Here is a 23,880-nt window from a genome sequence, read left to right on the forward strand (position 1 = left end):
GGTCAGGACGTTGAGGATCCTAACCGGCCAGGGGAGACGGTAGCAGCAAGCCTCCGTCACATTTGGCGCCTGGACCCACAGGCCCCAAGGGGTCGCAGCGCCATGGCGACCATCAATCATCTTTAAAGATGATTGTCAAACTCATATTTGAAATTGCTGCCTATTCGGCGGGGATCAGGTTGACGATGTCGCCGGCCTGGTTGGCATTGACCGCCTCAGTGGTGCTGAGACCCAGTCGCTCGCGGATCGAGCGCTTCTTGCTGGCAAGGTCGGCAATGGTATGCCGGCTCAGCACTTCGAAAAAGGCGCCAAGTGCTTCGCGCAGGGCGCCGTTGAGGTCGCATTCGCCGATCAGCGGACAATCGGCGCCTTCCTCGAAACACTCCGCCAGGGCGAAATTTTCTTCGGTGAGCCGGATGGTATCGAGCAGCGTGATCTGGTCCGCGGGTTTGCCGAGCTTAATGCCGCCATGACGGCCGCGCACAGTCTGCAGAAGACCGGTTTCGACCAGCGGCTTGATCAGCTTGAAGAGGAATAGCTCGGAAATGCCATAGGCACGCGCGATCTCGGCGACACGGCTCAGGCCCGGCTCGTTGACCGCGCAATAAACCAGGGTGCGAATGGCGTAGTTGGATTGGCGGGTCAGTCGCAAGAGCGGGATTTCCTTATGCGCGGAACAGCGGATGGCAAGCTCCGCGTCACCTCATATGATGGCCGCAACTTATAACCATTCTAAAATAAGTCAACAATCATGAAGCCTGCGATCAGGTTTTCTCGCACTGGACAGCTATTTAGTTTCGGATTACGAACTTAAGAGGAGGTGGTGCCTTGGACAAGACTGTTACCCGCGCCGCGCTTGGCGAACAGGCCGCTGCAAAAGCTGGCATCCCGCGCGCCGATGCTGCTGAAATTTGCCAACGCATGTTCGACCTCGTCGGCGAAGCGCTGATGGAAGGTGAAAGCGTCAAGCTGACCGGTTTTGGATCGTTGCAGGTGCGTTCGCGCGCCGAACGCGTCGGCCGCAATCCCCGCACCGGGGAAGAACACCGCATCACGCCGCATCGCACCGTCGTGCTGATCCCCAGCGCCAAGCTGCGCAAGGGTCTCGAAGCGCTAGCGACGCCGGACAAAACTCAGAAATAACGCCGGAACATCGGCAGCTCTGCTGCGCCGATCGCCGGTGCGAGCCGGCCGTACTTTCCGCAAACGACGCGCGGCGGGCCGAAGTCCCGCGACGGCAATGCGGTCAATTCCCCGGTAAAGCGCGCGGCGAGGCGCTCGGTGATCTCGGGCTCCAAAACCGTATCGATCACGATCATCGGCGACTCGACCACTGTCATGGTGTTGTAGGCGACGCGGGCGAGGGCCCTGGCGCTGTCCTCGATCCAGGATGTGACCAGATCCGCATCTGACGTTTGCTGGTTCTGTGCGCGCTTGGCTTCTAGCGCTGAAACCGATGCAATGTGATGCGCCTGGCGTGGCCCGTCGCTCCCAAATTGCACCAGCATGGAGCCAAGGTTGGCGCCATGCCGGCTCGCGCCCTCCCAGAGGGCGCCATCGCCGATCACGCCGGCAGCCACGTAATGGGACACCAGAAAATAGATGATATTGGCAGGCCGCGGGCGCTGCAGCGCGATGAGTTCGGCCCAGCACCCCGAATTGCCGTCGTTGAGAAGCGTGACTTCCAGCCCCGTCGCCTCCTGCAGCAAGGCGACCGGGTCAAGCTCGCGCCAGAGCGCAGCCTGCTCCGGAGGGGCATCGAGCACATCGAGATTGTCGGCCAGTCGCCCAGGCATGGCGAGGCCGATATCGAGCAGCCGCTCCTGCTCCGGAGGCGACAAAAGGGTCTTGAAGTCGGCGACGATGGCGGCGATCGCCTCGAAGATCGTCCCGGCATCCGGGTATGGGTAGTCGATGCGGTGGTGACCTATGACTTGGGCATGCATGCCGATCAGAACGGCATCCAGATGCGTCCAGCCGATCTCGATGCCGATGCCGAAGGCGCCTCGCGCCTTGAGCAGGATCGGAGTCGCCGGCTGCCCACGCCGCCCGCGCAGCACTTCGCCGCGCTCGATAAGGCCTGACTGCTCAAGATCGATGAGGATGGCCGACACAGTCTGCGGCGCAAGACCGGACAGTCGCGCAATTTCGGCATTGGACACACCGGCATTGAAGCCGACGACCGTCAATACAGCCTTTTCATTGGCACGCCGCAGGCCCTGGTGCCGGAGGCCGCGACCGCCAGTATCGAAAATATCGCGTGTCGGCTCTTCGGTTGCGGTCATTGCGCCGCAACCGTGCTGCGTTTCCGTGCTGCCGATGTGCCTGGGGCAGATGTGTACACGGGACTGGCTTTTCTGATTCGGTCGGAAGGGAGCGCCATCTTGGCAAGACTCGCAAGTCTCGCCAAGTGCACGCGTCAGGCTCCCGTAAGCTCGCGGCCTATTTCCCCGCTTCCGTCAGCACGCGGTTGGCCTCTTCGCTAAGCTCAAGGCGAACGCCACGCCCGAGACTCTTGACCTGATCGACCGACGTTGCCGAAGCGATCGGCGCGCTGACGCCGGGCTGCGCCACGAGCCAGGCGAGGGCGACTTCCGCCGGTGTCGCGTCGAGTTCGCCAGCAACCTGATCGAGCGCGGCAAGGATTTTGTGGCCCTTGTCATCGAGATACTGCTTGGGCGCCGCTGCCACGTGGCGACTGGCCGAAGTCCGCTTCGCTGCGGTATTTTCCGGTAAGGAAGCCCGAGGCGAGGCTATAGTAAACGATGGAGCCGACCTCGTTGGTGACGAGGTAATCGCGCAGGGCGTCGAATTCGGCACGATCGTAAAGATTGTAGCGCGGCTGGGTGACCTCGTAGCGCTGCAGCGACTTGATGACCGCGGTTTGCTGCGCTTCTTCGAGCATTGGGGTGGTGAAGTTGGAGGCGCCGATGGTGCGCACCTTGCCTGCGCGCATCAGTACGTCATAGGCCTCGAGCGTTTCCTCGTGGCTGGTTTCGGCATCCGGCCAGTGGCTGAAATAAAGATCGATATAGTCGGTCTGGAGGCGCTTGAGCGAGGCTTCGATGCTTTCCTTGATGGCATCGGCCTTGAGTCCGCCCGGCGTCTTGGCAGAGTTGACCTTGGTGAAGATGTGCACATCGGAGCGATTGCCACGCTCCTTGAGCCACTTGCCGATGATCGTCTCACTCATGCCCGGCGGATTGCCCGGCACCCAGTTGGGATAGCCCTCGGCCGTATCGATGGCGGTAAAACCTTCGGCGACATAGGCGTCGAGGATGTCGAAGCCCTTCTTTTCGTCGACGGTCCAGCCGAAGACGTTGCCGCCCAGAACAAGCGGTTCGATGACGAGTTCACTGCGTCCCAGCGGGCGACGGTTCATGGCGTTTCTCCATTTCGTTGTCCGGATCAACGTCTGGCGCGATGTTTTGTTCGCTCGGTGGCACGCGCGGCGCACACCAATAGAGTGCCTCGGCGATGGACTGGAAAGAGCCGCCAAGATCGATATAGCGAAATGGCGCGTGCGGGTCGTCCGCATGTTGGAAGTAGATAAAGGTGCCGTGACGGATGCGATCGAGCAGCATGCCGTCCGGATCGGCGAGGCGTGCGCCATAGGGAGAGGGATCGTCGGTGGTCTCAAAGATCCGGTTTTCCCGGTCCATGGTCATGGTCCAGCGACCGGCATCACCGCCCAGGCGCGTCGTATAGACATGGACGCCCACCGAATAGTCGTCCTCGCAGCGCACGGCGAGGCAGGCATAATCGCTGTCGGTGGCATCGCGGTCACAGCCAAGGCTCGCGCGATCTCCTTCGCCGGATAGAGGCGAGATGTGCCAACCCGGCTCAATGGCGAGTGCCGGACTGGTCAAAAGGGCGAGGACAATGATGGGGAGCGGACGGTTCATTTCCCTATGGTGACCGCCGCGCGCATTCGCCGTCAATCCACCAGGAAATAGGTGATGGTCGAGACCACGCGCACCTTCTTGTCGATCTGCTTTTCCGGCCGATCATTGGGAATCTCGACGGCAGGCAGCACTTCGAACACGCCCTGATTGGCGGTCTGGATGTCGCCCACGGCAGCGCCGGATTCACTGGCGAATTGTTCGGCTGTTTCCTTGGCGCGCTGCGTCGCTTCGGTCAGCATTTCGCTCTTGAGATCGTTGATGCCGGTAAAGACGAAGCTGGCGCCGGCGCTATAGGCGTCCGAGGAGAACACCACGCCCTGCCGCAACAGATCGGCGACCGAGCGGCTGGCTTCTGCCAGATCGGTGACGCGATCGGTGGTGACCAGCATGTCTTCGGTCAGGACAAACCGGTATTCGTCCGGCGTCGAGCCCGCATTGTAGCCAGCGGCGCGATCTTCCACCAAGACGTTTTGGACCTGGATTTCCTCATCGGTAAAGTTGCGTTCCGTGAGGAAGCTGCGAACCGAGCTTTCCGAACGTTCGAGCGCGGACCGCGCGGCTTCAAGCGTTGCGCCTGTGGCGACGAAGCGGATCGGCCAGAAGCCGAGATCGGCCTGAACCGATCGCTCGGAGAGACCCTTGACGGTGACGGTCCGCAGCGGCTGGCGCGACTCCACCAGCGACGTGCCGACGAACCAACCGGCCAGGGCAATGCCCACGGCAACACAAAGCGCTGCAACAACGCCGACGAATTTCATGATAATCCCCCAATGAGCCCCAAGGGCACTCCGCGCCGTGATTAGGGCGCAACCATGGCATAGGAGCATGCGGCTGAATGGCGAATGAACAGCGACGTTTCGGGCTCGGCGTGGTCGGCGCCGGCATGGCCGCCAAGCCCCATGCGCTCGCATTGAACGCACTGCGGGACAGAATCGACGTGCGCGGCGTCTGGCGGCGCGACCGCGCGGCGCTCGATGCGTTTTGTGCCCAATACGATTTTTCCGTCGCCCAGAGCTATGAGGCCTTGCTCGCCGACCCGGACATCGACGCCGTGCTGATCCTGACGCCGCCCAATGCACGCGAAGAACTGGTGGCGGCGGCGGCTGCTGCCGGCAAGCATGTGCTGATGGAAAAGCCGGTGGAGCGCACCACGGGCGCGGCCCTCCGCATCGTCGAGACCTGCGAACGCGCTGATGTAACGCTGGGCATCATCTTCCAGCATCGGTTTCGCGCGGCATCCATGGCCTTGGCGGAGAAGGTGAGAGGCGGCGCATTCGGCCCGCTGCGTGCCGTCCATTTGGTCTTGCCCTGGTGGCGTCCGCAAGCGGGCTATTACGACAAGCCCGGCCGCGGCACCCTCGCGCAGGATGGCGGCGGAGTGCTGATCACCCAGGCCATCCACGCGCTGGACCTGATGCTGAGCCTCACCGGACCGGTCAAAGCAGTCACCGCGCTCGCTGCAACCACGGGCCTGCACCAGATGGAAACGGAAGATCTTGTCGCCGGCGGCCTGGAATTCGCCAATGGCGCGGTGGGCGGGCTAATCGCAACGACCGCCAATTTCCCGGGTGGCGCAGAATCGCTGACGCTGAACTTTGCCGGGGCCAGCGCCGTACTAACGGGCGGCACGCTGACGGTGCATTGGCACGATGGGCGCGTCGAGACCGAAGGCGAGCAAAGCGCTTCCGGTGGCGGCGCCGACCCGATGGCATTCCCGTTCGACTGGCACATGGCCCAGATTGCCGAGTTCGCCGACGCGGTGACGTTTGAGCGTCAGCCGGTGTCTACCGGAAGGACAGCGCTCGAGGTGCACCGGCTGATCGATGCGCTGATCTGGTCCGGCCGCGAGGGTCGGCGGGTCGACGTCTAGCCCGCCGCCAGTTCCCGTTTGCGGGCGATGCGGGCGCGGATGTGCTCGACATCGGCCTGCGGCGTCGCAGCGAAAAGGGTGCGGGTATATTCGTGCTCGGGTGCCGCGAACACGGCCTCGCGGCTGCGATGCTCGACCACGTCGCCAAAATACATGACCATGACCTCATCGGCGATGTAGCGCACCACGGAAAGATCGTGGCTGATGAAGACATAGGTGAGGCCGAACTCATCCTGCAGGTCCTTGAGGAGGTTGAGGATCTGCGCCTGCACCGAAAGGTCGAGGGCGGAAACCGGCTCGTCCAGCACGAGGAAGCTTGGATTGAGCATCAATGCACGCGCAATGGCGATGCGCTGGCGTTGCCCGCCCGAGAACATGTGCGGGTAGCGATTGAAATGCTCGGGCTGGAGGCCGACCTTGGTCAACATGGCCATGGCCTTATCGCGCCGGTCGGCAGCGGAAAGGTCGGTGTTGAGAGCCAAGGGCTCGGCCAGGACGTCACCGATCTTCTGGCGCGGATTGAGCGAGCCATAAGGGTTCTGGAAAACAATCTGCACCTTTTGGCGCAGTTCCTTGGTGACGTGGGCAGCGCTGGCGGGAATGCCATCGATCAGAATTTCGCCCGCGGTCGGCTCGTCGATCAGAGTAATCATGCGCGCCAGCGTGGACTTGCCGCAACCAGACTCCCCGACGACGGCGAGGGTCCGGCCCTTTTCGAGCGTGAAGCTCACGCCTTTGACGGCATGGACGACCTTTGCCGGGCGCAAGAAGCCACCGGAAGAAACGTAATCGCGCTTGAGGTTGCGCACTTCAAGAACGGGCGTGCTCATTAGCGAACTCCCGGCGCGGCTTCAAACAGCATGTCGGACACGGTGGGCAGACGATCGCCCACCGCATTTTCCGGCAAGGCAGACAGGAGGGCGCGCGTGTAATTGGATTTGGGGTTTTCGAACAAGGAAAGGACGTCGGCCTCCTCCATCTTGTGACCCTTGTATTGGACGATGACGCGGTCCGCCGTTTCGGCGACCACGCCCATGTCATGGGTGATCATGATCAGCGCCATGCCGGTCTCGGCCTGGAGGCGGACCAGGAGATCGAGGATCTGCTTCTGTATGGTCACGTCGAGCGCCGTGGTCGGCTCATCGGCAATCAGTAGTTTCGGATTGCAGGAGATGGCCATGGCGATCATGACGCGCTGGCACTGGCCGCCCGACATCTGGTGCGGATAGGCGCCGAGCTTGTCGGCCGCATCGCGGATACCGACCAGTTGCAAAAGCTCGATCGAGCGGTCGCGCGCCACCCTTCCGGTGAGGCCAAGATGCTTGCCCAGCACTTCGCTGAGCTGGAAGCCGACGGTAAAGCACGGGTTGAGGCTCGCCACCGGCTCCTGGAAGATCATGGCGATATCCTTGCCGATGATCTTGCGCTTTTCGGCAGCCGACATGCCGAGGAGGTCACGGCCTTCAAAGGTCATGCGATCGGCGGTGACAGTAGCGGTCGAGGGCAGGAGGCCCATCGTCGCGAGCATGGCCACGGACTTGCCCGAGCCGCTTTCGCCAACGATGGCCAGTACTTCACGGGGATCGACCGAAATGTCGATGCCGTCCACAGCCTTGAACAGGCCGGCCGAAGTGTCGAAGCCGACGGTGAGGTTCTTGATGTCGAGAAGGGGCATGGCTCAGCTCCGCTTCAGTTTGGGATCGAGCGCATCGCGCAGGCCGTCACCGATCAGATTGATGGCAAGAACGGTGATGAGGATGGCAAGGCCGGGGAAGGTGACGACCCATGGTGCCTTGAGGATGAACTCGCGCGCAGTGGCGAGCATCGTGCCCCATTCGGGCGTCGGTGGCTGCGCGCCCATGCCGAGGAAGCCGAGCGCCGCAGCATCGAGAATTGCGTTGGAGAAGCTCAGCGTCGCCTGGACGATGATCGGCCCAAGGCAATTGGGGAGGATGGTGACCAGCATCAGGCGCAGGTGGCCGGCGCCGGAGAGCTTGGCCGCGGTCACATATTCCCGATTTTTCTCGGCCATCACTGCCGCTCGCACCAATCGCGCGAAATGCGGTTGGAGCACGATGGCAATGGCAATCATGGCGTTGAAAAGCCCCGGCCCGAGGATTGCGACGAGCACAAGGGCCAGGAGCAAGGAGGGGAAGGCGAGGATGATGTCCATGATGCGCATGATCACGACATCCACCCAGCCGCCAAAATAGCCGGCAAGCGCGCCAAGGATCACGCCGACGAAGAGCGCCCCAACCACGACGAAGAAGCCGATGAACAGCGAATAGCGGGCGCCGTGGATCAGGCGCGAAAGAATGTCGCGGCCGACCGGATCGGTGCCGAGAAAGAAGCGCGGATCGCCGTTGATGTCCCAGCTCGGCGGCTTCAGTAGCGCATCGCGATACTGGATATCGGGCGAATAGGGGGCGATCAGCGGCGCAAAGATCGCCATCAAGACCAGGATGGCAAAGACGGTAAGACCGATCAGCGCGCCGCGATTGACGGAGAAATAATACCAGAATTCACGCAGGCCCGAGATCGGTTTGGTGGTGGTGGCGACGGGTTCGACGGGGATGGTCATGTTACTTCACCCGAATGCGCGGATTGATCAGCGCGTAGAGCAGGTCGACGATCAGGTTCACCGCCATGACGATGAGCGCAATGATCAAGAGGCCGGACTGCACGACGACATAGTCGCGCTTGAAAATGGAATCGATCATCCACTTGCCGATGCCCGGCCAGGTGAAGATCGTTTCGGTGAGGATGGCGCCGCCGAGCAGCAGGCCGATTTGAAGCCCGATCGTGGTGATGACCGGGATCAGCGCATTGCGCAGGGCGTGGACGTTGACGACGCGGCGCGGTGACATGCCTTTGGCCTTGGCGGTCCGCACATAGTCTTCGCCCAGGACTTCGAGCATGGCCGAGCGGGTCTGGCGGGCGATGACGGCGAGCGGGATGGTGCCGAGCACGATTGCCGGCAGGATCAGGTGGCGCAGCGCCGAAACGAAGGCGGGCCAATTGCCGTAAAGCAGCGTGTCGATCAGCATGAAGCCGGTGATCGGGCGGAGGAAAAAGCTCAGCGCGATGCGGCCTGAAACCGGGGTCCAGCCGAGATAGCCGGAAAAGAAGATGATCAGCAGCAGGCCCCACCAGAAGATGGGCATGGAATAGCCGGTCAGCGCCACGCCCATCGCCGCCTGGTCGAACCAGGATCCGCGCTTGATGGCGGCAAAGATGCCGGCGGGAATGCCGATGATCACGGCAAAGAACAGCGCGCAGAAGGCGAGTTCGACCGTAGCTGGGAAGAGCGTCATGAATTCGGTGATGACCGGGCGCTTGGTGGCGAGCGAATTGCCGAAATTGCCCTGCAGCACCGAACCCAGATAATTGAAATACTGCTGCCAGATCGGCAGGTTGTAGCCGAACTGCTCGCGCAGCACCTCGTAGCGCTCGGGCGAGACGCCATGCTGGCCGGCCATGGCCAGGATCGGGTCGCCTGGCAGGACGCGCACGAAAGCGAAGGCGCAGATGGAGATGCCGATAATGGTCGGTATCAGGAGCGCAATCCTGCGCAAAACGAAGTTCAGCATGTGCCGGGTCTTTCACCCATGGATGCCGCGCCGCGTGAGGCGGTTCGACATGCCGTTTCCTGTTGCGGCCCCTTGTTCCGGACGCTTGTGCGCCATGCGGTAGAGGCTCGTTCTATAAAAGGGGAGCCCCGTTCCTTGCGGATCGGGGCTCCTGAGCGTTGGTTTTAGACCAGGATTATTCCTGGACGTCCACGTAGCGGAAGCTGTGCGTGCCGAGCGGGCTCAGCGTGTAGTTAAGCACGGTCTTCTTCATGGGCATGAACACCTTGGAGTGTGCCAGGGTGATCGCAGGCTCTTCAGCTTTGAAGATTTCCTGGGCCGTGGTGTAGAGCTCGATGCGCTCTTCCTGGTCCGAAGTGGTCTTGGCGGCCTGGATCGCAGCTTCGAAGTCGTCGTTGCACCAGCTGGAATAGTTGGAAACGCCGATCGCCGAGCAGGAGAACAGGGTCGCAAAGAAGTTGTCCGGATCACCATTGTCGCCGGTCCAGCCGATCATGAACGGGCCCTTGCGGTCGGCCTGCTTGCCGCGCTCGCGATATTCGGTCCATTCGTAGGTGACGATGTTGGCGGTGACGCCGACAGCAGCCCAGTCAGCCTGGATCAGTTCAGCAACGCGCTGACCGTTCGGGTTGTAGGGGCGCGAAACCGGAATGGCCCAGAGATCGGTGGTCAGGTCGGTGACGCCGGCTTCCTCGAGGATGCGCTTGGCTTCTTCGGGGTCATAGACGTCGGCTTCGGTCGCATCGTCATAGGACCACATGGTGGGCGGGATCAGGTTCTTGGCGTCCTGGCCAGCACCTTGGTAGACCGCCTCGATGATCGCCGACTTGTCGATTGCCATCGTGAGAGCCTTGCGGACCTCTGGATTGTCGAACGGCGCTTCGGTGGTGTTGTAGGAAATGTAGCCGATGTTGAGGCCTTCGCCTTCGACAACGGTGAGGTCTTCATCAGCCTGCAGTGCTTCCAGATCAGCCGGAGCGGGGTAGGGCATGATATCGCATTCGCCGGCGATCAGGCGCTGGGCGCGCACCGAAGCATCGGTGGTGATGGCGAAGATCAGGTCGTCGATCGGCTGCTTGCCTTCCCAGTAGTCGGCAAAGGCCTGGTAGCGAATGACGGTGTCGAGCTGGTAATCGACCAGCTGGAACGGGCCGGTGCCCACGGGCTGGGTCGAGAAGGCCGCGAGATCGCCCGACGCTTCGAGCTGGTCTGCATATTCCTTGGAGACAATGGCCGCAAAATCCATGGCAAGGTTTGCCAGCATCGGGGCGTTCGGCTCGGTCAGCGTCAGCTTGAAGGTAAGGTCATCGACCGCTTCCATCGAGGCGATGTACTTGGGCATGTCCATGCCCTGGAAATAGTCCCAGGTCATACCTTCGAGATAATTGAACCAGGGGCTCTCTTCATCCATCTGGCGCTCGAACGAGAAGACGACGTCTTCAGCGGTCAGGTCGCGGGTGGGGGTGAAGTAGGGCTGGGTGTGGAACTTGACGCCCGGGCGCAGCTTGAAGGTGTATTCAAGGCCGTCTTCCGAAATCTCCCAGCTCTCGGCGAGCGACGGAATGACTTCCGTGGTGCCGGGCTTGAAGTCGACGAGGCGGTTATAGATGGTGTGCGACGAAGCGTCGAAGTCGTTGCCGCCGGTCAGCGGGCCGGGGTCGAAGTGGGCTGGCGAAGCTTCCGAGCAGTAAACCAGCTGCTTGGCCTGTGCGGCGCCGGCGGTCAGGGCTACCAGGGCGGACGCTGCCAACAGGGTCGTCATCAGTTTCATTGTTTTTGTCTCCCGAACAAGTCTTGCTCTCCGGCGTTCCCAACCGGAGGCTTGGCCACAAGAAAGCCTAGAATGGGGGCAGCGCAACTGCAAACGTTGACCATTTGGTCAAGCGTGTGACAGCCAGAAGACCTATCCACAAGAATGGACGCTTTTTCGTAAAGCCGTTCGCTTGGCTTTAGCTTGCCTGCCGCCAGGACTTCTCGCCCAAAAACCGCTCAAAGGCATCGCGGCTCATCGGCTTGGCAAAGGCATAGCCTTGGAGGATGTCGCAGCCCAGATCCCGCAGGATCGCGGCATGTTCCATAGTCTCGACGCCCTCGGCGACGATTTCGATATCCATGGACTTGCCGATATCGACGATCGAGGCCACGAGCTGGCGCTGGGCTGGCTCGGCGAGAATGGGCATGACCAGCTGGCGATCGATCTTGAGCCGCCGTGGATGCAGCTTTTGCAGCGACACAATCGAAGCATAGCCGGTGCCGAAATCATCGATCTCGACCTCGATGCCGAGTTCCTTGATCTGGTCTATGTTCCAGGCAACGAGGCCTTCGTTTTCGTCGAGATAGATGGATTCCACGAGTTCGAAGGCGACCCGGCCAGGCGAAAGCGGCAGGGTCTTGAGGCTCGAGATCAGGTTTTCGTCGTTAAGCCGGCGCAGCGACACATTGACCGAAATACGCGGCACATCGAAGCCCGCGCGGTCCCACCGGGTGAGATCGGCTAGTGCCTTGTCGAGGATCAGCCCGTCGATCTGCGCCATGACATTGAGCTCTTCGGCAATGTCCATGAAACGGTCGGGCGTCTTGAGGCCTTCGGTGGGGTGTTGCCAGCGCGCCAAGGCCTCGACGCCGACGAGATCGAGCGAATGGGCGCAAAACTGCGGCTGGTAAAAGGGAAAAAAGGCATCGGTATCGAGCGCGGTCAGAATGTCGTCCGCAACGCGCTTGGTATTGATCACTTCCGCCTGCAGCGCCTCGGAGAAGAATTCGTGCCGGTTGCGGCCGCGCGCCTTGGCCCTGTAGAGCGCGATGTCGGCGTTGATCAGGAGCTGCTTGACGTCGATGTCGGCGGAGCGGCGCACGGCGACGCCGATCGAGACGCCAAACCGGCATTCATGGCCTTCATAAATGGTCGGCTTGCGCATTTCCTTGACCAGGCGGTCGGCAAGCGCATTGAGGCGGTCATCGGTTGAGCCGGCGCTCGAAACAATGATGAATTCGTCGCCGCCGATGCGAGCGACGAAATCAGTCTCGCGGCAATTGGCGCCCAAGACCTTGCTGGCATGCACCAGCATGGCGTCGCCTGCGGCATGGCCCAGCGTATCGTTGATCTGCTTGAAGCGATCGAGGTCGATGTGAAGAAGCGCGATCGAGCCGCTGCCATGAAACCCATCGGCGGCGTGTTGCTTGAGGACTTCGTCGAGATAACGCCGATTGGGAAGGCCGGTGAGGCTGTCGTGGAGGGCATTGTGCTCGATGCGACTGCGCGCAGCCTCAAGTTCGGCATTGCGAGCCTCGGCGATCTGATGCGCCTGACGGAGATTTTCCGTCATCGCCACATCGGCGGTCATGTCCCAATTGGCGCCGACAACCTTGTCGGGCTGTCCCGGTTCGCTGAAGAGAGCGCCGATGGAGCGGACATGACGGATCCGCCCGTCAGCGAGAACCACGCGATAATCGGCTTGGTAGCTGCCTTTGCGGATATCGCGCTCGAAAATGGTTTGGACGCGGTCGAGGTCGTCCTTGTGCACCACAGCCTTCCACTGGGCATGATCGCGCGGGCCCCCATCCTGCGGCAGGCCGTAGATCTCGTTGGTGCGGTTGTCCCAGGTTTCGGCGCCGCTTTCGAGCTCCATTTCCCAGACGCCGACGCGGGAGGCGGCCAGCGCCAGATTGAGCCGCCGGGTCAGGCGGGAGAGCTGGGCCTCGCGCAGATCGAGTTCGCGGATGTGTCGATGACGCTCGCTAATCATGCGGGCGGTGATGACGATAGGCAGAAGGATCAGGGCGCCGGCGGCAAGCAGCAGTGCTCGCAGGGCCCAAGTCGCGAGCGGGTCCGGGGCCCAGCCGTTCTTGGGGGTAGCGGACAGCAGCCAGCTGCCCGACGGCAGCATGACGCGCGCCGTAACCGGATCGGCGCCGCTGAGGTCGGGGCCGTAAAGAGCGTGCCCGAAGCGCCGGTGCCATCCTGGCCGGTGATCGAGATTTCAAGCTCGGTGTCATAAAGGCCGCTATCGGCGTAAAGGCGCTCGAGATCGATGACCGCAGCGATCACGCCCCAGAACCGTCTCTCACCATCTTCGAGGGTATAGACCGGAAAGCGGCCCACGAAGCCGCGCCCACCCTGGACAAGGTCGACCGGGCCGGCAATGGTCAATTCACCCGTTTCGACCACGCGGCGGACGGCATCCCACTGTGCCGGCACGTTGCGGTAATCGACGCCGATGGCAGCGCGGTTTGCCTCAAGCGGATAGGTCATGCTGATGACGAGATCCGGCGCGGCGGCGACCGAGCGGAGTTGGCTATCTTCGACGATAAGGTTCTGCACCAACTCGCCATAGCGGGCCTGGTCCATGTCGGGTTCGGTAGCGATCACCGAGACCAGCCCTTTCACCAGCTGGACATTGCCCGAAATATTACCCTCGAGCTTGGCGCGGATCACCGAAAGATCGGCAAAAGTCTGGGCGCGCAGGCGGGTCTCGGCGATCTGTTGGTTTTGTCGATCGATCAGGAAACCGGCGATGACGACAATAACGAGAGCTACGACAACCGGCACGATCATGGTGCGGCGCCAGTCGCTATGCTTCGTCTTGCTTAAGGGCTCGGTCATACTGCTGCGCGTCCCAAGAGACATGTTCTATGTCTTGGCAGCAGTTTAGGTCAGCGAGAATGACCCAGAACTAAACGGTTCTACCTAAGTGGCCGCTTGGTAAATGAAGCGCAAATCAGGCCGGTTCGAAGTCGGGATCTTCGGTCGAGGCCGGGCGCAATCCCGTGGCAAAGCGCCGCGCGTTTTGCACATAGCGCTCCGCTGATGCTCTGAGCGCCTCGATCGCCGTTGCATCGAGCTCGCGAACGACCTTGCCGGGCGCGCCCATGACGAGCGAATTGTCGGGAATGACCTTGCCTTCGGTGATGAGCGCATTGGCGCCGATCAGGCAATTGCGGCCGATATGAGCACCGTTGAGGACGGTGGCGCCCATTCCAATCAAGGAATTGTCGCCGATCGTGCAGCCATGAACGATCGCGGAGTGGCCTACGGTAACGCCGTCGCCGATAATTAGCGGGAAGCCGCGGTCGGTATGGAGCACGGCGTTTTCCTGGACATTGGTACGGGCACCAATGGTAATGCGCTCGATATCGCCGCGCGCGACAGCGCCGAACCAAAATCCTGCATCGGCGCCGATCACCACGTCACCGATGACGGTCGCATTCGGCGCGATCCAGGCCGAGTTGTGAATATGGGGGTGACGCCATCGAGCGCAAAGATGGGCATGATCGCCTCCTAGGGTTTGATCCCATAGGCATCGCGCATCTGCGCGATTTCGGAAAGAGTGGTTTGAAAAAGGCTCCAGTCGTCGCGCTCGGCAATGGGCGCCCAGATTGCTTCCACGTCCTCGATCAACATGGTTCGCGGCGTCTGGCGGGCGAAGTAGGGGTGTTCTAGGTTGCAGTCGGCAGCGAGCGCATAGCTTTCCAGAAGGTCGGCGATGGGCCTGAAAGTCTCGCCCATGTAGTGTTCAGCGCTGGGGCTTCGCGCAGCGCGTTCGGCACTATGAAGACCGCCGCGCCAGTCAAAGAAAAACTGCTCATAGGGCGCCTGGCTTTCGAGAAGGAAGCCGAAAAGCGCGGTGATGAATGCGCCGTCGCGCTCGACATCGGTTGGTTGAAGGCCAAGACGCCGCAGGATCTGGCGCGGGAGTTCAGCGCGGAAGACCGGCCAGACCGTGTTAAGCGCCGGCTCCAGCGCCTCGACTGACGACAGCGGCACGAGGCATTCAGCAAGACGCGTGAGGTTCCAGGCAAGCGTATCGGGCTGCCGGCCGAAGCTATAAAGGCCGGTTTCGTCGAAATAGGCAGCAGTAAAATTGGGGTCGTAGGTGGGCACGAAGCGCCACGGTCCGTAGTCGAAGCTTTCGCCGGTGATGTTGATATTGTCGGTGTTGAGCACGCCATGCACGAAGCCGGCAGCGATCCACTGCGCGCCCAGGCGAGCGACTTTGGCGGCGACCGCTTCGAGCAAGGCCGCCGGCCGGTCTGCGGCGTCGGCGAGCTCGGGATAATAGTTCGCGATCGAATAGTCGACGAGCTTGCCGAGGCTTTTGGTGTCATCGAGGTAGGCGAGGCGCTGGAAGGTGCCGATGCGGATATGGCTGTGGCTCAGTCGCGTCAGAACGCTTGACCGTGTCGGCGAAGGCTCGTCGCCGCGGTAAAGTTCTTCGGCGGTCTCGACGAGCGAGAAGCTTTTCGAGGTGTAAACGCCAAGCGCCTCAAGCATTTCCGTCGCTAGAATCTCGCGCACGCCACCCTTGAGCGTCAGCCGCCCGTCGCCGCCGCGCGACCAGGGTGTCTTGCCCGAGCCCTTAGTGCCGAAATCGAGCAGCCGCCCGTCTTCCGGGTCAATGCACTGCGCGTAAAGAAATCCGCGGCCGTCGCCGAGATCGGGATTGTAGCTGCGGAACTGGTGTCCGTGGTAGCGCAAGGCAAGAGGGTGCGGTAGAGAGCCGGCAAGAGGCTCAAAGCGGCCGAAATGACGGAGCCACTCCTCATCGCTGAGCGTTCCGAGGCCCAGGCGATCAGCCCAGCGGCCATCGCGATGCCGCAAGATCGTTTCCGGGAAATCGGCCGGCCGCACGGGATCGAAGAACTGATCGCCAAGATCGAGGTGGCGCTGGGCTGGAATGAAGCTGGTCATGTCGAGGCAACGTCCAAACGGGTTTTGGGTTCGGTGCAAGGCGGCGTTGCGCGGCATGGTCTGGCGAGGGCGGCCAAATCGTCCTATAGCCGCCTCATGACGCAGCAGCCCGAGATCATCCGCCTCCAACCGTTCGACGCCGCAATCTTTGACATGGACGGCACTTTGCTCGACACCGAGTCCGTGTTCCGCAGCATTGTTTTCGAGGTTTGTACCGAGCTCGGCTTCGAGATGACGGATGCCGTGCACCACAACATGGTCGGTTCAAGCCACGAGCGGACGCAGCAATTGCTGGTCGAGTCCTATGGCGTCGCTTTTCCTTATACGCTTTTCGACGAACGCTGCCGCGTCACCATGCGGGAGCGGAGCCATGCAGGCGTCCCGGTAAAGCCCGGCGCGGTGGAGTTTATCACGGAATTGCGAGCGCGCGGCATTCCGACCGCGGTGGCAACGTCCTCGCGCAACCCCCATGCCCAGCATCACCTGGGTGCGGCTGGACTGCTCGACCTCTTCGACACCATCGTCACCCGCGACGATGTGGTGAACCCAAGCCGCATCCCGAACCTTATCTCACGGCGGCAAAGCGTCTGGGTGTCGAGCCAACCCGGTGCCTGGCGCTGGAAGACAGTTTCGCCGGCGTAAGGGCGGCCCACGCCGCTGGCATGCAGACTATCATGGTGCCCGATATCGTGGTTCCCACAGCTGAAATTCATGGTCTGGGCATCTTCGTCATGGAGAGCCTGGCCCACGTGCACCTGGCAGCCTTCGATCCCGCCTGACGGGCTCGCGAAAAGTTCAGTTAACCATCGCTGGTAATGTTTAAAGTCTTACCCTTTTGGGTAAGGCGCTGTTCAGCACGTTCAAACTGCAGAAATATCAAGGGTTTCCACCTACCTCCACCTCCATTAACGGTAATTTAAGTCCCTAACCGCTATGGTTAATGCGACGTAAATTTGAGCTTCCCACCCGGCATGAGCTTGGCTAGTGTGCCGCCACGGGAAGAACAGGGCCTCTTTGGAGGGCTCTGACTGAAGGCCGCCGGGAGAGAACCGGTTTGGCTCAGGGGCAAGGACGGGGCATGAAGCTAGGCTGGCAGCAGATAACCGCGCGCGTGGTCTCACCCGTGCTGGCGCTCAGCGCCGCCGCACTCGTGCTGTTCGTGACCCTGTCACCAGCTCTTGCCGATACCGATCTCACGATGCCAGTCGTCATGCCCGAAGCCGTCGCCCAGTTGCGCCAGCAACCGGCACTGGGCTTCAAGGCCGAGCCCGTGGCTCCGGGCCAGCAGCCTTTGACTGCGGCCCTGCTCGAGAACTACGTCAAGCGGCAGCAGGAACTTCGCTCGGTCGACGTGACCCTGGCAGGTCCGCAGCCGGAACTGACGCCCGACCTCTTGATGGGCTACATCGCCCGCGGCTCGCTGGGCGGCAACAACAACGCCCTTTCGGCTATCGCTAGCGTCACCCAACCGCTTTATAAGCCTGCCGACGAAAAGAGCGTCACCGCCGATGTTGTCGCCGCCTATGTCAAGGATGGCTACGAGCCCACCCCGGTTCGCGTCGAGCATGCCAATACCGAACGCGAATGCCTGGCGCAGGCGATCTACCACGAAGCGCGCGGCGAAACCTCGGAAGGCCAGTTGGCGGTCGCCAACGTCATCGTCAACCGCGCCCGCTCGGGCAAATTCCCGGGTTCGCTCTGCGGCGTGATCTACCAGAACGCCGACAAGGGCCGTTATCGCTGCCAGTTCACCTTCGCCTGCGACGGCCGCAATGATGCGCCCGGCGAGCGTCGCGCTTGGGCCAGTTCGCAGAACCTCGCAAAAGAAATCTACGCCGAATACGCGATGGGCGAAGATGTCGGAGCCCTGCCAAGCTCGGCGCTCTATTATCACACCCGCGCCGTGCACCCGTCCTGGGCCAACACGTTTAGCCGCGTGGCGGCCGTCGATAGCCACATCTTCTACGCGCCCAATTGAGGCGAGTTGGAATGGAATGAAAAAGGCGCCTTATGGCGCCTTTTTTGTTGCCTGCTTAGCAAAGATGCCCGAACTGCGGTCCAATCTCATGCGAAGGCTGATGTCATCGCCTCCCTCCCCTTGATGGGGAGGGAATGAGGGTAGAGTGGAGCCACTCGCGCGATGCTAAAGCTTGTCGGTCCGCCTATTCCGCCGCCATCATCATCTGCGGGCCGGCGCCGGCATCGGCATCTGGGCCGAACTTGGCAAAATTCTTGCGGAACAGGTCGACCAGCTTGATGGCTTGCGCGTCATAGGCGTCGCCGTCGGCCCAGGTCTGGCGCGGGTCGAGGAGGCGCGGCTCGATGCCGGGAACGGCAGCCGGAACGGCAAAAGCGAACAGCGGGTCAGTCCGGAACTCGGCGCTATCCAGGGAGCCATCCAGTGCTGCCGTGAGAAGGCGCCGGGTGGAGGCGATATCGATGCGCTTGCCGACACCATAGCCGCCGCCGGTCCAGCCGGTGTTCAGCAGCCACGCCTGTGCACCGCTATCGCGCAGCCGCTCGGCCAGCATTTCGCCATAGACGCTGGGATGAAGTGGCATGAAGGGCGCGCCGAAGCAGGCCGAGAATGTCGCCTGCGGTTCGGTGACCCCGCGCTCGGTGCCGGCAACCTTGGCGGTGTAGCCGGAGAGGAAATGGTAGACCGCCTGTTCCGGCGTCAGTTTTGCCAGCGGCGGCAGCACGCCGAAGGCGTCGGCGGTGAGGAACACCACGGTCTTTGGCGTCTTGCCCGTGCCGCCCTTGGCGATCGAGGGCAGTGCGGTAAGCGGATAAGCGGCGCGGGTATTTTCGGTGCGCGACACATCGGTAAAGGTCGGAACGCTAGCATCGTCGAGCACGACATTTTCGAGCACCGTGCCAAAACGCTGCGTTGCGGCATGGATTTCAGGCTCAGCTGTTTGGCTGAGGTTGATGGTCTTGGCGTAGCAGCCGCCTTCGAGGTTGAAGACGCCATCGCGGCTCCAGCCATGTTCATCGTCCCCGATCAGCGGGCGGTTGGGATCGGTCGAAAGCGTCGTTTTCCCGGTGCCGGAAAGCCCGAAAAACAGCGCTGCCTCGCCCTCCGGCCCAAGGTTTGCCGAGCAGTGCATGGGCAAGACGTCGTGGCGGGGGCGTGAAAATTGAAGAGGGAAAACACCGACTTCTTGATCTCGCCGGCATAAAGCGTGCCCGCGATGACAACGAGATTGCGGCTCATGTCGAGCGCGATGATGGTGTCGGTGCGCGAGCCGTGGCGGGCTGGATCAGCCTTGAAAAGTGGGGCGTGGACGATGGTTACGGGCATCGCGCTTGGGGAAGCGGCAATGTCTTCGTCGCGCCGGATCAGCAGGTTGCGGATAAACAACGCATGCCAGGCACTGGGGGTAAGGACGGTCACCTCGTATTGGTGACGTGGATCGGCGCCGGCAAGCAGCTCTTGGCGGTAGAGTGGTCCGCCAGCCAGATGTGCCTTGACGTCGGCCAGCAGAAGATCGAACTGGGCGGTGCTGATGGCGCCGGCATTGTCCCACCAGACGCTGCCTTCCGTCAGCGCGTCGCGCACGATGAACTTGTCCTTGGGCGAGCGGCCGGTGAAGGCGCCGGTCTCGACCGAGATCGCGCCATGCGCCGTGAGCACCGGTCCGCCGGCCGCGAGCGCTGCGGCAACCAGTGTCGGAACGCCAGCGTTATGGCTAACTGATGGTGCAGCGCCGACGATCTCGTCCCGAAGAGTTTGGTGGTTGAACTGCGACATTGGCTATGGGCTCCATCGCCGCCGGAAACTGGCAGCTTTGGCGCGCAAAATAGGAGGCGAGGGAGGCCTCGAACCATCCGGCAATCGGTCTTAAGACGGAAGTAGAATGGCCCGGAGTTCGAGGCGGTAGAGGCGCCACAACTTGGCCCCGCCTTATTTAATGCATATTTGTCGCCTGCAACGTCGCCCTTAAGCGATCCCCGGATCGAACAAAAACAAAGCGTCACAAAGAAAGGCACCTCATGCCAAAGATCGCCCTGGTGGACGATGACCGCAATATTCTCACCTCGGTCTCGCTGACCCTGGAAGCCGAAGGATATCAGGTCGCGACCTATACCGATGGTGCTTCGGGGCTTGACGGACTGACCTCCGACAAGCCGGACTTGGCGATCCTCGACATCAAGATGCCGCGCATGGACGGCATGGAACTGCTGCGTCGCCTGCGGCAGAAATCCGATGTGCCGGTGATCTTTCTGACCTCCAAGGACGAAGAGATCGACGAATTGTTCGGCCTCAAGATGGGCGCCGACGATTTCATCACCAAGCCGTTCAGCCAGCGCCTTCTGGTCGAGCGCGTGAAAGCCATTCTGCGCCGCTCTGCCCCACGCGAGCCGGGTGCGCCCGGCAGCGCCGAGCCGACGCCGAGCAAGGCGTTGATCGAGCGCGGCTCGCTGGTGATGGATGAAGAACGCCATACCTGCACCTGGAAGGGCCAGCGCGTGACGCTGACCGTCACCGAGTTCCTGATCCTCCAGGCCCTGGCGCTGCGTCCCGGCGTCGTCAAGTCGCGCAACGCGCTGATGGATGCGGCCTATGACGACCAGGTCTATGTCGACGATCGCACCATCGACAGCCACATCAAGCGCCTACGCAAGAAGTTCAAGCAGACCGACGACGACTTCGAAATGATCGAAACCCTCTACGGAGTGGGTTATCGCTTCAAGGAACAATAGGCAGCGTGGCAACGCTCGACGAACAGTTCAGCCAGCCTGCGTCTGAAAGCCAGACGAAGGGCGAGCCTGCGCCACGCTCCCGCCGCGGATGGCGCATGGTGCTGACCCCGTTCGGCAAGGTCTTCGATGCCATTCGGCGCTTTGTCGATTTTACGATTTTCTCGAGCCTTACCCGCCGCATCGTCGTGCTCAACATGGCGGGCCTGCTCGTCCTTGTGGTGGGGATCCTCTACCTCAACCAGTGGCGCGCCGGCCTGATCGACGCACGCGTGCAGTCGCTGCGCGTGCAGGGCGAAATTATCGCTGCCGCTATTGCAGCTTCGGCGACCGTCGATAGCGACATCATCTCGGTCAATCCCGATCGACTGCTCGATACGCAGTCGGGGAGCGTGTCACCTTTCTCCTATTTCGATCCGACGCTCGAATTCCCGATCAATCCGGAGCGCGTGGCGCCGCTTCTTCGCAATCTCATCACCCCGACCCGCACCAGGGCCCGCATCTATGACGGGCAGGGGCTGCTGATCCTCGATAGCGACAATATCTATGCGCGCGGCGAAGTCTTGCGGCAGACCATCGATGACTCAAAAGGCAGCTCGTTCTTTCTTGCCGATTGGTGGAATGCGCTGATTTCCTGGGCGCCGGGCGACAATTACCCGACCTATCAGGAGTATCAGGCCGACGAAGGCACGCGGTATCCTGAAGTCGCCTCGGCTCTCAAGGGCGCGCCGGCAGATTTCGTACGCGTCGATGCGCAAAACCAGCTTGTGGTTTCCGTAGCCGTACCAGTGCAGCGCCTGCGCGCGGTGGTCGGCTCGATCCTCCTTTCCACGGCGCCGGGCGATATCGACTCCATAGTGGCGCAGGAGCGCTGGAGCATTCTGCGCATCGCCATGATCGCGGCCGGTGTGCAGATCGTTTTGTCGCTGCTTCTTGCCGGCACCATTGCCGGACCGATGCGGCGACTGTCGGCGGCGGCCGAGCGGGTGCAGACGGCGGGCGATGCCCGCGCCGAAATCCCGGACCTCAGCGATCGCCCTGACGAGATTGGCCATCTATCGGGGCGCTGCGGCGCATGACCGACGCGCTTTATAACCGCATCGAAGCGATCGAGCGTTTTGCTGCCGACGTTGCGCACGAGCTCAAGAACCCGCTCACTTCGCTACGCTCTGCCGTCGAAACGCTGCCGCTGGCCAAGCGTGAAGCCGACAAGGCGCGGCTCAACGAAATCATCCAGCACGATATCCGCCGGCTCGATCGCCTGATCACCGATATCTCGAGCGCCAGCCGGCTCGATGCCGAACTGGCACGCGAAACGGCCGAGCCGGTCGATGTCGAAACGCTGGCCCAGGCCATGGTGGCGATCCAAAAGGATATCGCTGCCGGTCGCGACGTCGCCGTGGTCATGGGCAAGCGCAGCGGTCGCGGCACCACCCTGGTCAGCGGTCACGAGTCGCGGCTGGCGCAGGTCTTTGCCAACCTCATCGACAATGCCGTCTCCTTCTCGCCTCCGGGCGGGACGGTGACCGTCGCCATTTCCACCGAAGGCGATAACATCACGGCGACTGTCAGTGACGAAGGTCCGGGCATTCGCGATGCTGGCCGCATCTTCCAGCGCTTCTATACCGACCGGCCGGAAGGCGAGAGCTTCGGCAATCATTCGGGGCTCGGGCTGTCGATTTCCAAGCAGATCGTCGATGCCCACAAGGGCACGATCAAGGCGCAGAACCGCACCGACCGTTCCGGCGCGCTCTTCACCCTTGTCCTGCCTCGCGCCCGCAAATAGAATTTGGGCATGAGCAAGCCAGTCAATGTGCACGGGACAGGATTGGTCCTCGGCCAATGCGGTTTGTTGCTGCGCGGACCGTCCGGCACCGGCAAATCCCTGCTGTGCCTTGCTTTGCTCGACCGCTGGGAAAGCCGCGGTCTCCCGGCTGCTCTTGTCGCCGATGACCGGGTCGACCTCGTGGAGGAGCCTGAAGGCCTCTTCATGGCGCCGCCGCCCCGGCTTTCCGGGCTGATCGAACTGCGCGGGCGCGGCATCGTCAGCCGGCCCTGCAGAGAGCACGCAAGGCTAGATCTCGTGATCGACCTGGTGCCCGATCTTGTGCGCCTGATAGAGCCTCACGAGTTTCAAACCGAGCTCCTGGGGCATGTCCTGGCGCGGGCGCCGGTACCGCAATCAGGCACCGTGAGTCTGGGTCACCAGGAACTGCTGGTGCTTGAAGCGTTGCGCGCAAGCGGGCATCATCCTCTGCCGTGACAAATTATCCCTTGCAACCGGGCGCCTTGGGGACAAGACTAAGGCCGCTTGCCTGCCTTCACCCGGCGGCAGGGAAGGCAGGGGGCTTAGAGTGCTGTCGCGGCGACCGTTCCGGTTCGCTTCAGCCGTCTGGGGAAAGTGCATGATCGGATTGGTTCTCGTAACCCATGGCGCGCTGGCTGACGAATTCAAGCTGGCGATGGAACATGTGGTCGGACCTCAGGACTATATCGAGACCATCGCCATCGGTCCCGAAGACAATGCCGAAAGCCGCCGCGATGACATCCTGGCAGCAATCGACCGTGCCGATAGCGGCAATGGCGTCATCATCCTGACCGACATGTTCGGCGGGACGCCGTCTAATCTCGCCATCTCGGTGATGCAGAACCGCTCGGTGGAAGTGATCGCCGGGGTGAACCTGCCCATGCTGGTCAAGCTCGGCCGCGTCCGGGCCGACATGCCCATTGCCGAGGCGGTGGCCATCGCCGAAGCGGCCGGCAAGAAATACATCACCGTCGCTAATTCCCTCTTGGGGAGCTAAGCAATGGACGGCGCTCCCAATGCCGGCCGGGCCCTCGCCCAACAACTGACCATCGTCAACCGCAAGGGCCTTCATGCCCGCGCCTCGGCCCGCTTCGTGCGCACGGCGGAATGCTTTGACGCCAACATTTCGGTGATCCGCGACGGCACGTCCGTGGCTGGAAATTCCATCATGGGGCTGATGATGCTGGGGGCGGGGCCGGGCGCCACCATTCTGGTGCAAGCCACCGGCAAGCAGGCGCGCGAAGCGCTGGAAGCGATCGCCGAACTCGTCAACAATGGCTTTGACGAAGACGTCGACGGGTCGGAATAGGCTCGTC

Annotated in this window: 21 protein-coding genes and 4 pseudogenes; 10 read left to right on the forward strand and 15 right to left on the reverse strand. The window is 62.0% G+C overall.

What is annotated here, in order from left to right; translation table 11 throughout:
• Positions 1-160: 160 nt before the first annotated feature.
• The gene (gene rirA, locus G5575_RS04690) at positions 161-652 is read right to left on the reverse strand and encodes an iron-responsive transcriptional regulator RirA (protein ID WP_164533290.1); all 492 of its coding nucleotides are present in this window, start codon (positions 650-652) and stop codon (positions 161-163) included.
• Between the two features lie 176 nt (positions 653-828).
• Between rirA and G5575_RS04695 the strand changes: the two genes are divergently transcribed.
• A complete protein-coding gene (locus tag G5575_RS04695) occupies positions 829-1,143 on the forward strand; it encodes an HU family DNA-binding protein (RefSeq protein ID WP_164533291.1) in 315 nt (104 codons plus the stop codon).
• Here the strand turns inward: G5575_RS04695 and G5575_RS04700 are convergent.
• The 4 genes and pseudogenes from G5575_RS04700 to G5575_RS04715 all read right to left on the reverse strand — a co-directional run bounded on the left by G5575_RS04700 (position 1,134) and on the right by G5575_RS04715 (position 4,663).
• On the reverse strand, positions 1,134-2,285 hold the full coding sequence (locus tag G5575_RS04700) for an ROK family transcriptional regulator (protein ID WP_164533292.1): 1,152 nt from the start codon (positions 2,283-2,285) through the stop codon (positions 1,134-1,136). The two genes, G5575_RS04695 and G5575_RS04700, sit on opposite strands and share 10 nt — an antisense overlap.
• A 157-nt stretch (positions 2,286-2,442) precedes the next feature.
• Positions 2,443-3,382 (reverse strand): annotated as a pseudogene (locus G5575_RS04705) (aldo/keto reductase).
• Positions 3,354-3,905: a hypothetical protein gene (locus G5575_RS04710; RefSeq protein WP_164533293.1), complete on the reverse strand. Its 552-nt coding sequence runs from the start codon at positions 3,903-3,905 to the stop codon at positions 3,354-3,356. Before G5575_RS04710 ends, G5575_RS04705 begins: the two are co-directional and overlap by 29 nt.
• Positions 3,906-3,937: 32 nt before the next feature.
• A complete protein-coding gene (locus G5575_RS04715) occupies positions 3,938-4,663 on the reverse strand; it encodes an SIMPL domain-containing protein (protein WP_164533294.1) in 726 nt (241 codons plus the stop codon).
• Positions 4,664-4,740: 77 nt separating this feature from the next.
• On the opposite strand from G5575_RS04715, the gene G5575_RS04720 reads away from it, so the two are divergent.
• Positions 4,741-5,775: a Gfo/Idh/MocA family protein gene (locus G5575_RS04720; RefSeq protein WP_164533295.1), complete on the forward strand. Its 1,035-nt coding sequence runs from the start codon at positions 4,741-4,743 to the stop codon at positions 5,773-5,775.
• On the opposite strand, the gene G5575_RS04725 is transcribed toward G5575_RS04720, so the two are convergent.
• The 8 genes and pseudogenes from G5575_RS04725 to G5575_RS04760 all read right to left on the reverse strand — a co-directional run bounded on the left by G5575_RS04725 (position 5,772) and on the right by G5575_RS04760 (position 16,053).
• Positions 5,772-6,605: a dipeptide ABC transporter ATP-binding protein gene (locus G5575_RS04725; RefSeq protein ID WP_164533296.1), complete on the reverse strand. Its 834-nt coding sequence runs from the start codon at positions 6,603-6,605 to the stop codon at positions 5,772-5,774. The genes G5575_RS04720 and G5575_RS04725 overlap by 4 nt on opposite strands.
• The gene (locus G5575_RS04730; protein WP_164533297.1) at positions 6,605-7,450 is read right to left on the reverse strand and encodes an ABC transporter ATP-binding protein; all 846 of its coding nucleotides are present in this window, start codon (positions 7,448-7,450) and stop codon (positions 6,605-6,607) included. Before G5575_RS04730 ends, G5575_RS04725 begins: the two co-directional genes overlap by 1 nt.
• Before the next feature lie 3 nt (positions 7,451-7,453).
• Positions 7,454-8,356 (reverse strand): ABC transporter permease subunit, encoded by a 903-nt coding sequence (locus tag G5575_RS04735; RefSeq protein WP_164533298.1) that lies wholly within the window; start codon positions 8,354-8,356, stop codon positions 7,454-7,456.
• Position 8,357: 1 nt separating this feature from the next.
• The gene (locus G5575_RS04740; protein WP_164533299.1) at positions 8,358-9,365 is read right to left on the reverse strand and encodes an ABC transporter permease subunit; all 1,008 of its coding nucleotides are present in this window, start codon (positions 9,363-9,365) and stop codon (positions 8,358-8,360) included.
• Positions 9,366-9,540: 175 nt separating this feature from the next.
• A complete protein-coding gene (locus tag G5575_RS04745; protein ID WP_164533300.1) occupies positions 9,541-11,136 on the reverse strand; it encodes an ABC transporter substrate-binding protein in 1,596 nt (531 codons plus the stop codon).
• Positions 11,137-11,314: 178 nt separating this feature from the next.
• A pseudogene (locus G5575_RS04750) lies at positions 11,315-13,920 on the reverse strand (bifunctional diguanylate cyclase/phosphodiesterase).
• A gap of 163 nt (positions 13,921-14,083) precedes the next feature.
• A pseudogene (locus tag G5575_RS04755) lies at positions 14,084-14,634 on the reverse strand (gamma carbonic anhydrase family protein).
• Between the two features lie 9 nt (positions 14,635-14,643).
• Positions 14,644-16,053 carry a protein adenylyltransferase SelO gene (locus tag G5575_RS04760; protein WP_164533301.1) on the reverse strand — a complete coding sequence of 470 codons (1,410 nt, stop codon included), beginning with the start codon at positions 16,051-16,053 and terminating at the stop codon, positions 14,644-14,646.
• Positions 16,054-16,206: 153 nt separating this feature from the next.
• Here G5575_RS04760 and G5575_RS04765 point away from each other — a divergent pair.
• Positions 16,207-16,676 (forward strand): annotated as a pseudogene (locus G5575_RS04765) (HAD family hydrolase); the annotation flags it as partial.
• A gap of 455 nt (positions 16,677-17,131) precedes the next feature.
• Positions 17,132-18,031 carry a cell wall hydrolase gene (locus G5575_RS04770; RefSeq protein WP_164533302.1) on the forward strand — a complete coding sequence of 300 codons (900 nt, stop codon included), beginning with the start codon at positions 17,132-17,134 and terminating at the stop codon, positions 18,029-18,031.
• A 184-nt stretch (positions 18,032-18,215) separates the two neighbouring features.
• On the opposite strand, the gene G5575_RS20045 is transcribed toward G5575_RS04770, so the two are convergent.
• On the reverse strand, positions 18,216-19,163 hold the full coding sequence (locus tag G5575_RS20045; RefSeq protein ID WP_235935583.1) for a phosphoenolpyruvate carboxykinase (ATP): 948 nt from the start codon (positions 19,161-19,163) through the stop codon (positions 18,216-18,218).
• Positions 19,058-19,807 carry a phosphoenolpyruvate carboxykinase (ATP) gene (locus G5575_RS20050; RefSeq protein ID WP_235935585.1) on the reverse strand — a complete coding sequence of 250 codons (750 nt, stop codon included), beginning with the start codon at positions 19,805-19,807 and terminating at the stop codon, positions 19,058-19,060. Before G5575_RS20050 ends, G5575_RS20045 begins: the two co-directional genes overlap by 106 nt.
• Positions 19,808-20,049: 242 nt before the next feature.
• Here G5575_RS20050 and G5575_RS04780 point away from each other — a divergent pair, with 242 nt between their 5' ends.
• From G5575_RS04780 to G5575_RS04800, 6 genes are all read left to right on the forward strand, one after another.
• Positions 20,050-20,760: a response regulator transcription factor gene (locus G5575_RS04780; protein WP_164533303.1), complete on the forward strand. Its 711-nt coding sequence runs from the start codon at positions 20,050-20,052 to the stop codon at positions 20,758-20,760.
• A gap of 5 nt (positions 20,761-20,765) precedes the next feature.
• Positions 20,766-21,836, forward strand: coding sequence for a stimulus-sensing domain-containing protein (locus G5575_RS20055; protein ID WP_328765844.1), 1,071 nt, complete (start codon positions 20,766-20,768; stop codon positions 21,834-21,836).
• Positions 21,833-22,543, forward strand: a complete 711-nt coding sequence (locus G5575_RS20060) for a sensor histidine kinase (protein WP_235935587.1) — start codon at positions 21,833-21,835, stop codon at positions 22,541-22,543. The genes G5575_RS20055 and G5575_RS20060 overlap by 4 nt, the downstream gene beginning before the upstream one ends.
• A 9-nt stretch (positions 22,544-22,552) precedes the next feature.
• Positions 22,553-23,020, forward strand: a complete 468-nt coding sequence (locus G5575_RS04790; RefSeq protein WP_164533304.1) for an HPr kinase/phosphorylase — start codon at positions 22,553-22,555, stop codon at positions 23,018-23,020.
• Between the two features lie 142 nt (positions 23,021-23,162).
• On the forward strand, positions 23,163-23,561 hold the full coding sequence (locus G5575_RS04795) for a PTS sugar transporter subunit IIA (protein WP_164533305.1): 399 nt from the start codon (positions 23,163-23,165) through the stop codon (positions 23,559-23,561).
• 3 nt (positions 23,562-23,564) lie between these two features.
• Complete coding sequence (locus G5575_RS04800) at positions 23,565-23,873, forward strand: HPr family phosphocarrier protein (protein WP_164533306.1); 309 nt, start codon at positions 23,565-23,567, stop codon at positions 23,871-23,873.
• Positions 23,874-23,880 lie beyond the last annotated feature (7 nt).

Origin of the sequence: Devosia aurantiaca (genome assembly GCF_011058215.1) — a bacterium.
Lineage (GTDB): Bacteria > Pseudomonadota > Alphaproteobacteria > Rhizobiales > Devosiaceae > Devosia > Devosia aurantiaca.

Bases quoted from the DNA above. Each gene is read 5' to 3' on its own strand.
- G5575_RS04700 (WP_164533292.1), bottom strand. From the start codon at position 2,285: ATGACCGCAACCGAAGAGCCGACACGCGATATTTTCGATACTGGCGGT.
- G5575_RS04710 (WP_164533293.1), bottom strand. From the start codon at position 3,905: ATGAACCGTCCGCTCCCCATCATTGTCCTCGCCCTTTTGACCAGTCCG.
- G5575_RS04715 (WP_164533294.1), bottom strand. From the start codon at position 4,663: ATGAAATTCGTCGGCGTTGTTGCAGCGCTTTGTGTTGCCGTGGGCATT.
- G5575_RS04720 (WP_164533295.1), top strand. From the start codon at position 4,741: ATGGCGAATGAACAGCGACGTTTCGGGCTCGGCGTGGTCGGCGCCGGC.
- G5575_RS04725 (WP_164533296.1), bottom strand. From the start codon at position 6,605: ATGAGCACGCCCGTTCTTGAAGTGCGCAACCTCAAGCGCGATTACGTT.
- G5575_RS04730 (WP_164533297.1), bottom strand. From the start codon at position 7,450: ATGCCCCTTCTCGACATCAAGAACCTCACCGTCGGCTTCGACACTTCG.
- G5575_RS04735 (WP_164533298.1), bottom strand. From the start codon at position 8,356: ATGACCATCCCCGTCGAACCCGTCGCCACCACCACCAAACCGATCTCG.
- G5575_RS04740 (WP_164533299.1), bottom strand. From the start codon at position 9,365: ATGCTGAACTTCGTTTTGCGCAGGATTGCGCTCCTGATACCGACCATT.
- G5575_RS04745 (WP_164533300.1), bottom strand. From the start codon at position 11,136: ATGAAACTGATGACGACCCTGTTGGCAGCGTCCGCCCTGGTAGCCCTG.
- G5575_RS04760 (WP_164533301.1), bottom strand. From the start codon at position 16,053: ATGACCAGCTTCATTCCAGCCCAGCGCCACCTCGATCTTGGCGATCAG.
- G5575_RS04770 (WP_164533302.1), top strand. From the start codon at position 17,132: ATGAAGCTAGGCTGGCAGCAGATAACCGCGCGCGTGGTCTCACCCGTG.
- G5575_RS20045 (WP_235935583.1), bottom strand. From the start codon at position 19,163: ATGCACTGCTCGGCAAACCTTGGGCCGGAGGGCGAGGCAGCGCTGTTT.
- G5575_RS20050 (WP_235935585.1), bottom strand. From the start codon at position 19,807: ATGTCGCAGTTCAACCACCAAACTCTTCGGGACGAGATCGTCGGCGCT.
- G5575_RS04780 (WP_164533303.1), top strand. From the start codon at position 20,050: ATGCCAAAGATCGCCCTGGTGGACGATGACCGCAATATTCTCACCTCG.
- G5575_RS20060 (WP_235935587.1), top strand. From the start codon at position 21,833: ATGACCGACGCGCTTTATAACCGCATCGAAGCGATCGAGCGTTTTGCT.
- G5575_RS04790 (WP_164533304.1), top strand. From the start codon at position 22,553: ATGAGCAAGCCAGTCAATGTGCACGGGACAGGATTGGTCCTCGGCCAA.
- G5575_RS04795 (WP_164533305.1), top strand. From the start codon at position 23,163: ATGATCGGATTGGTTCTCGTAACCCATGGCGCGCTGGCTGACGAATTC.
- G5575_RS04800 (WP_164533306.1), top strand. From the start codon at position 23,565: ATGGACGGCGCTCCCAATGCCGGCCGGGCCCTCGCCCAACAACTGACC.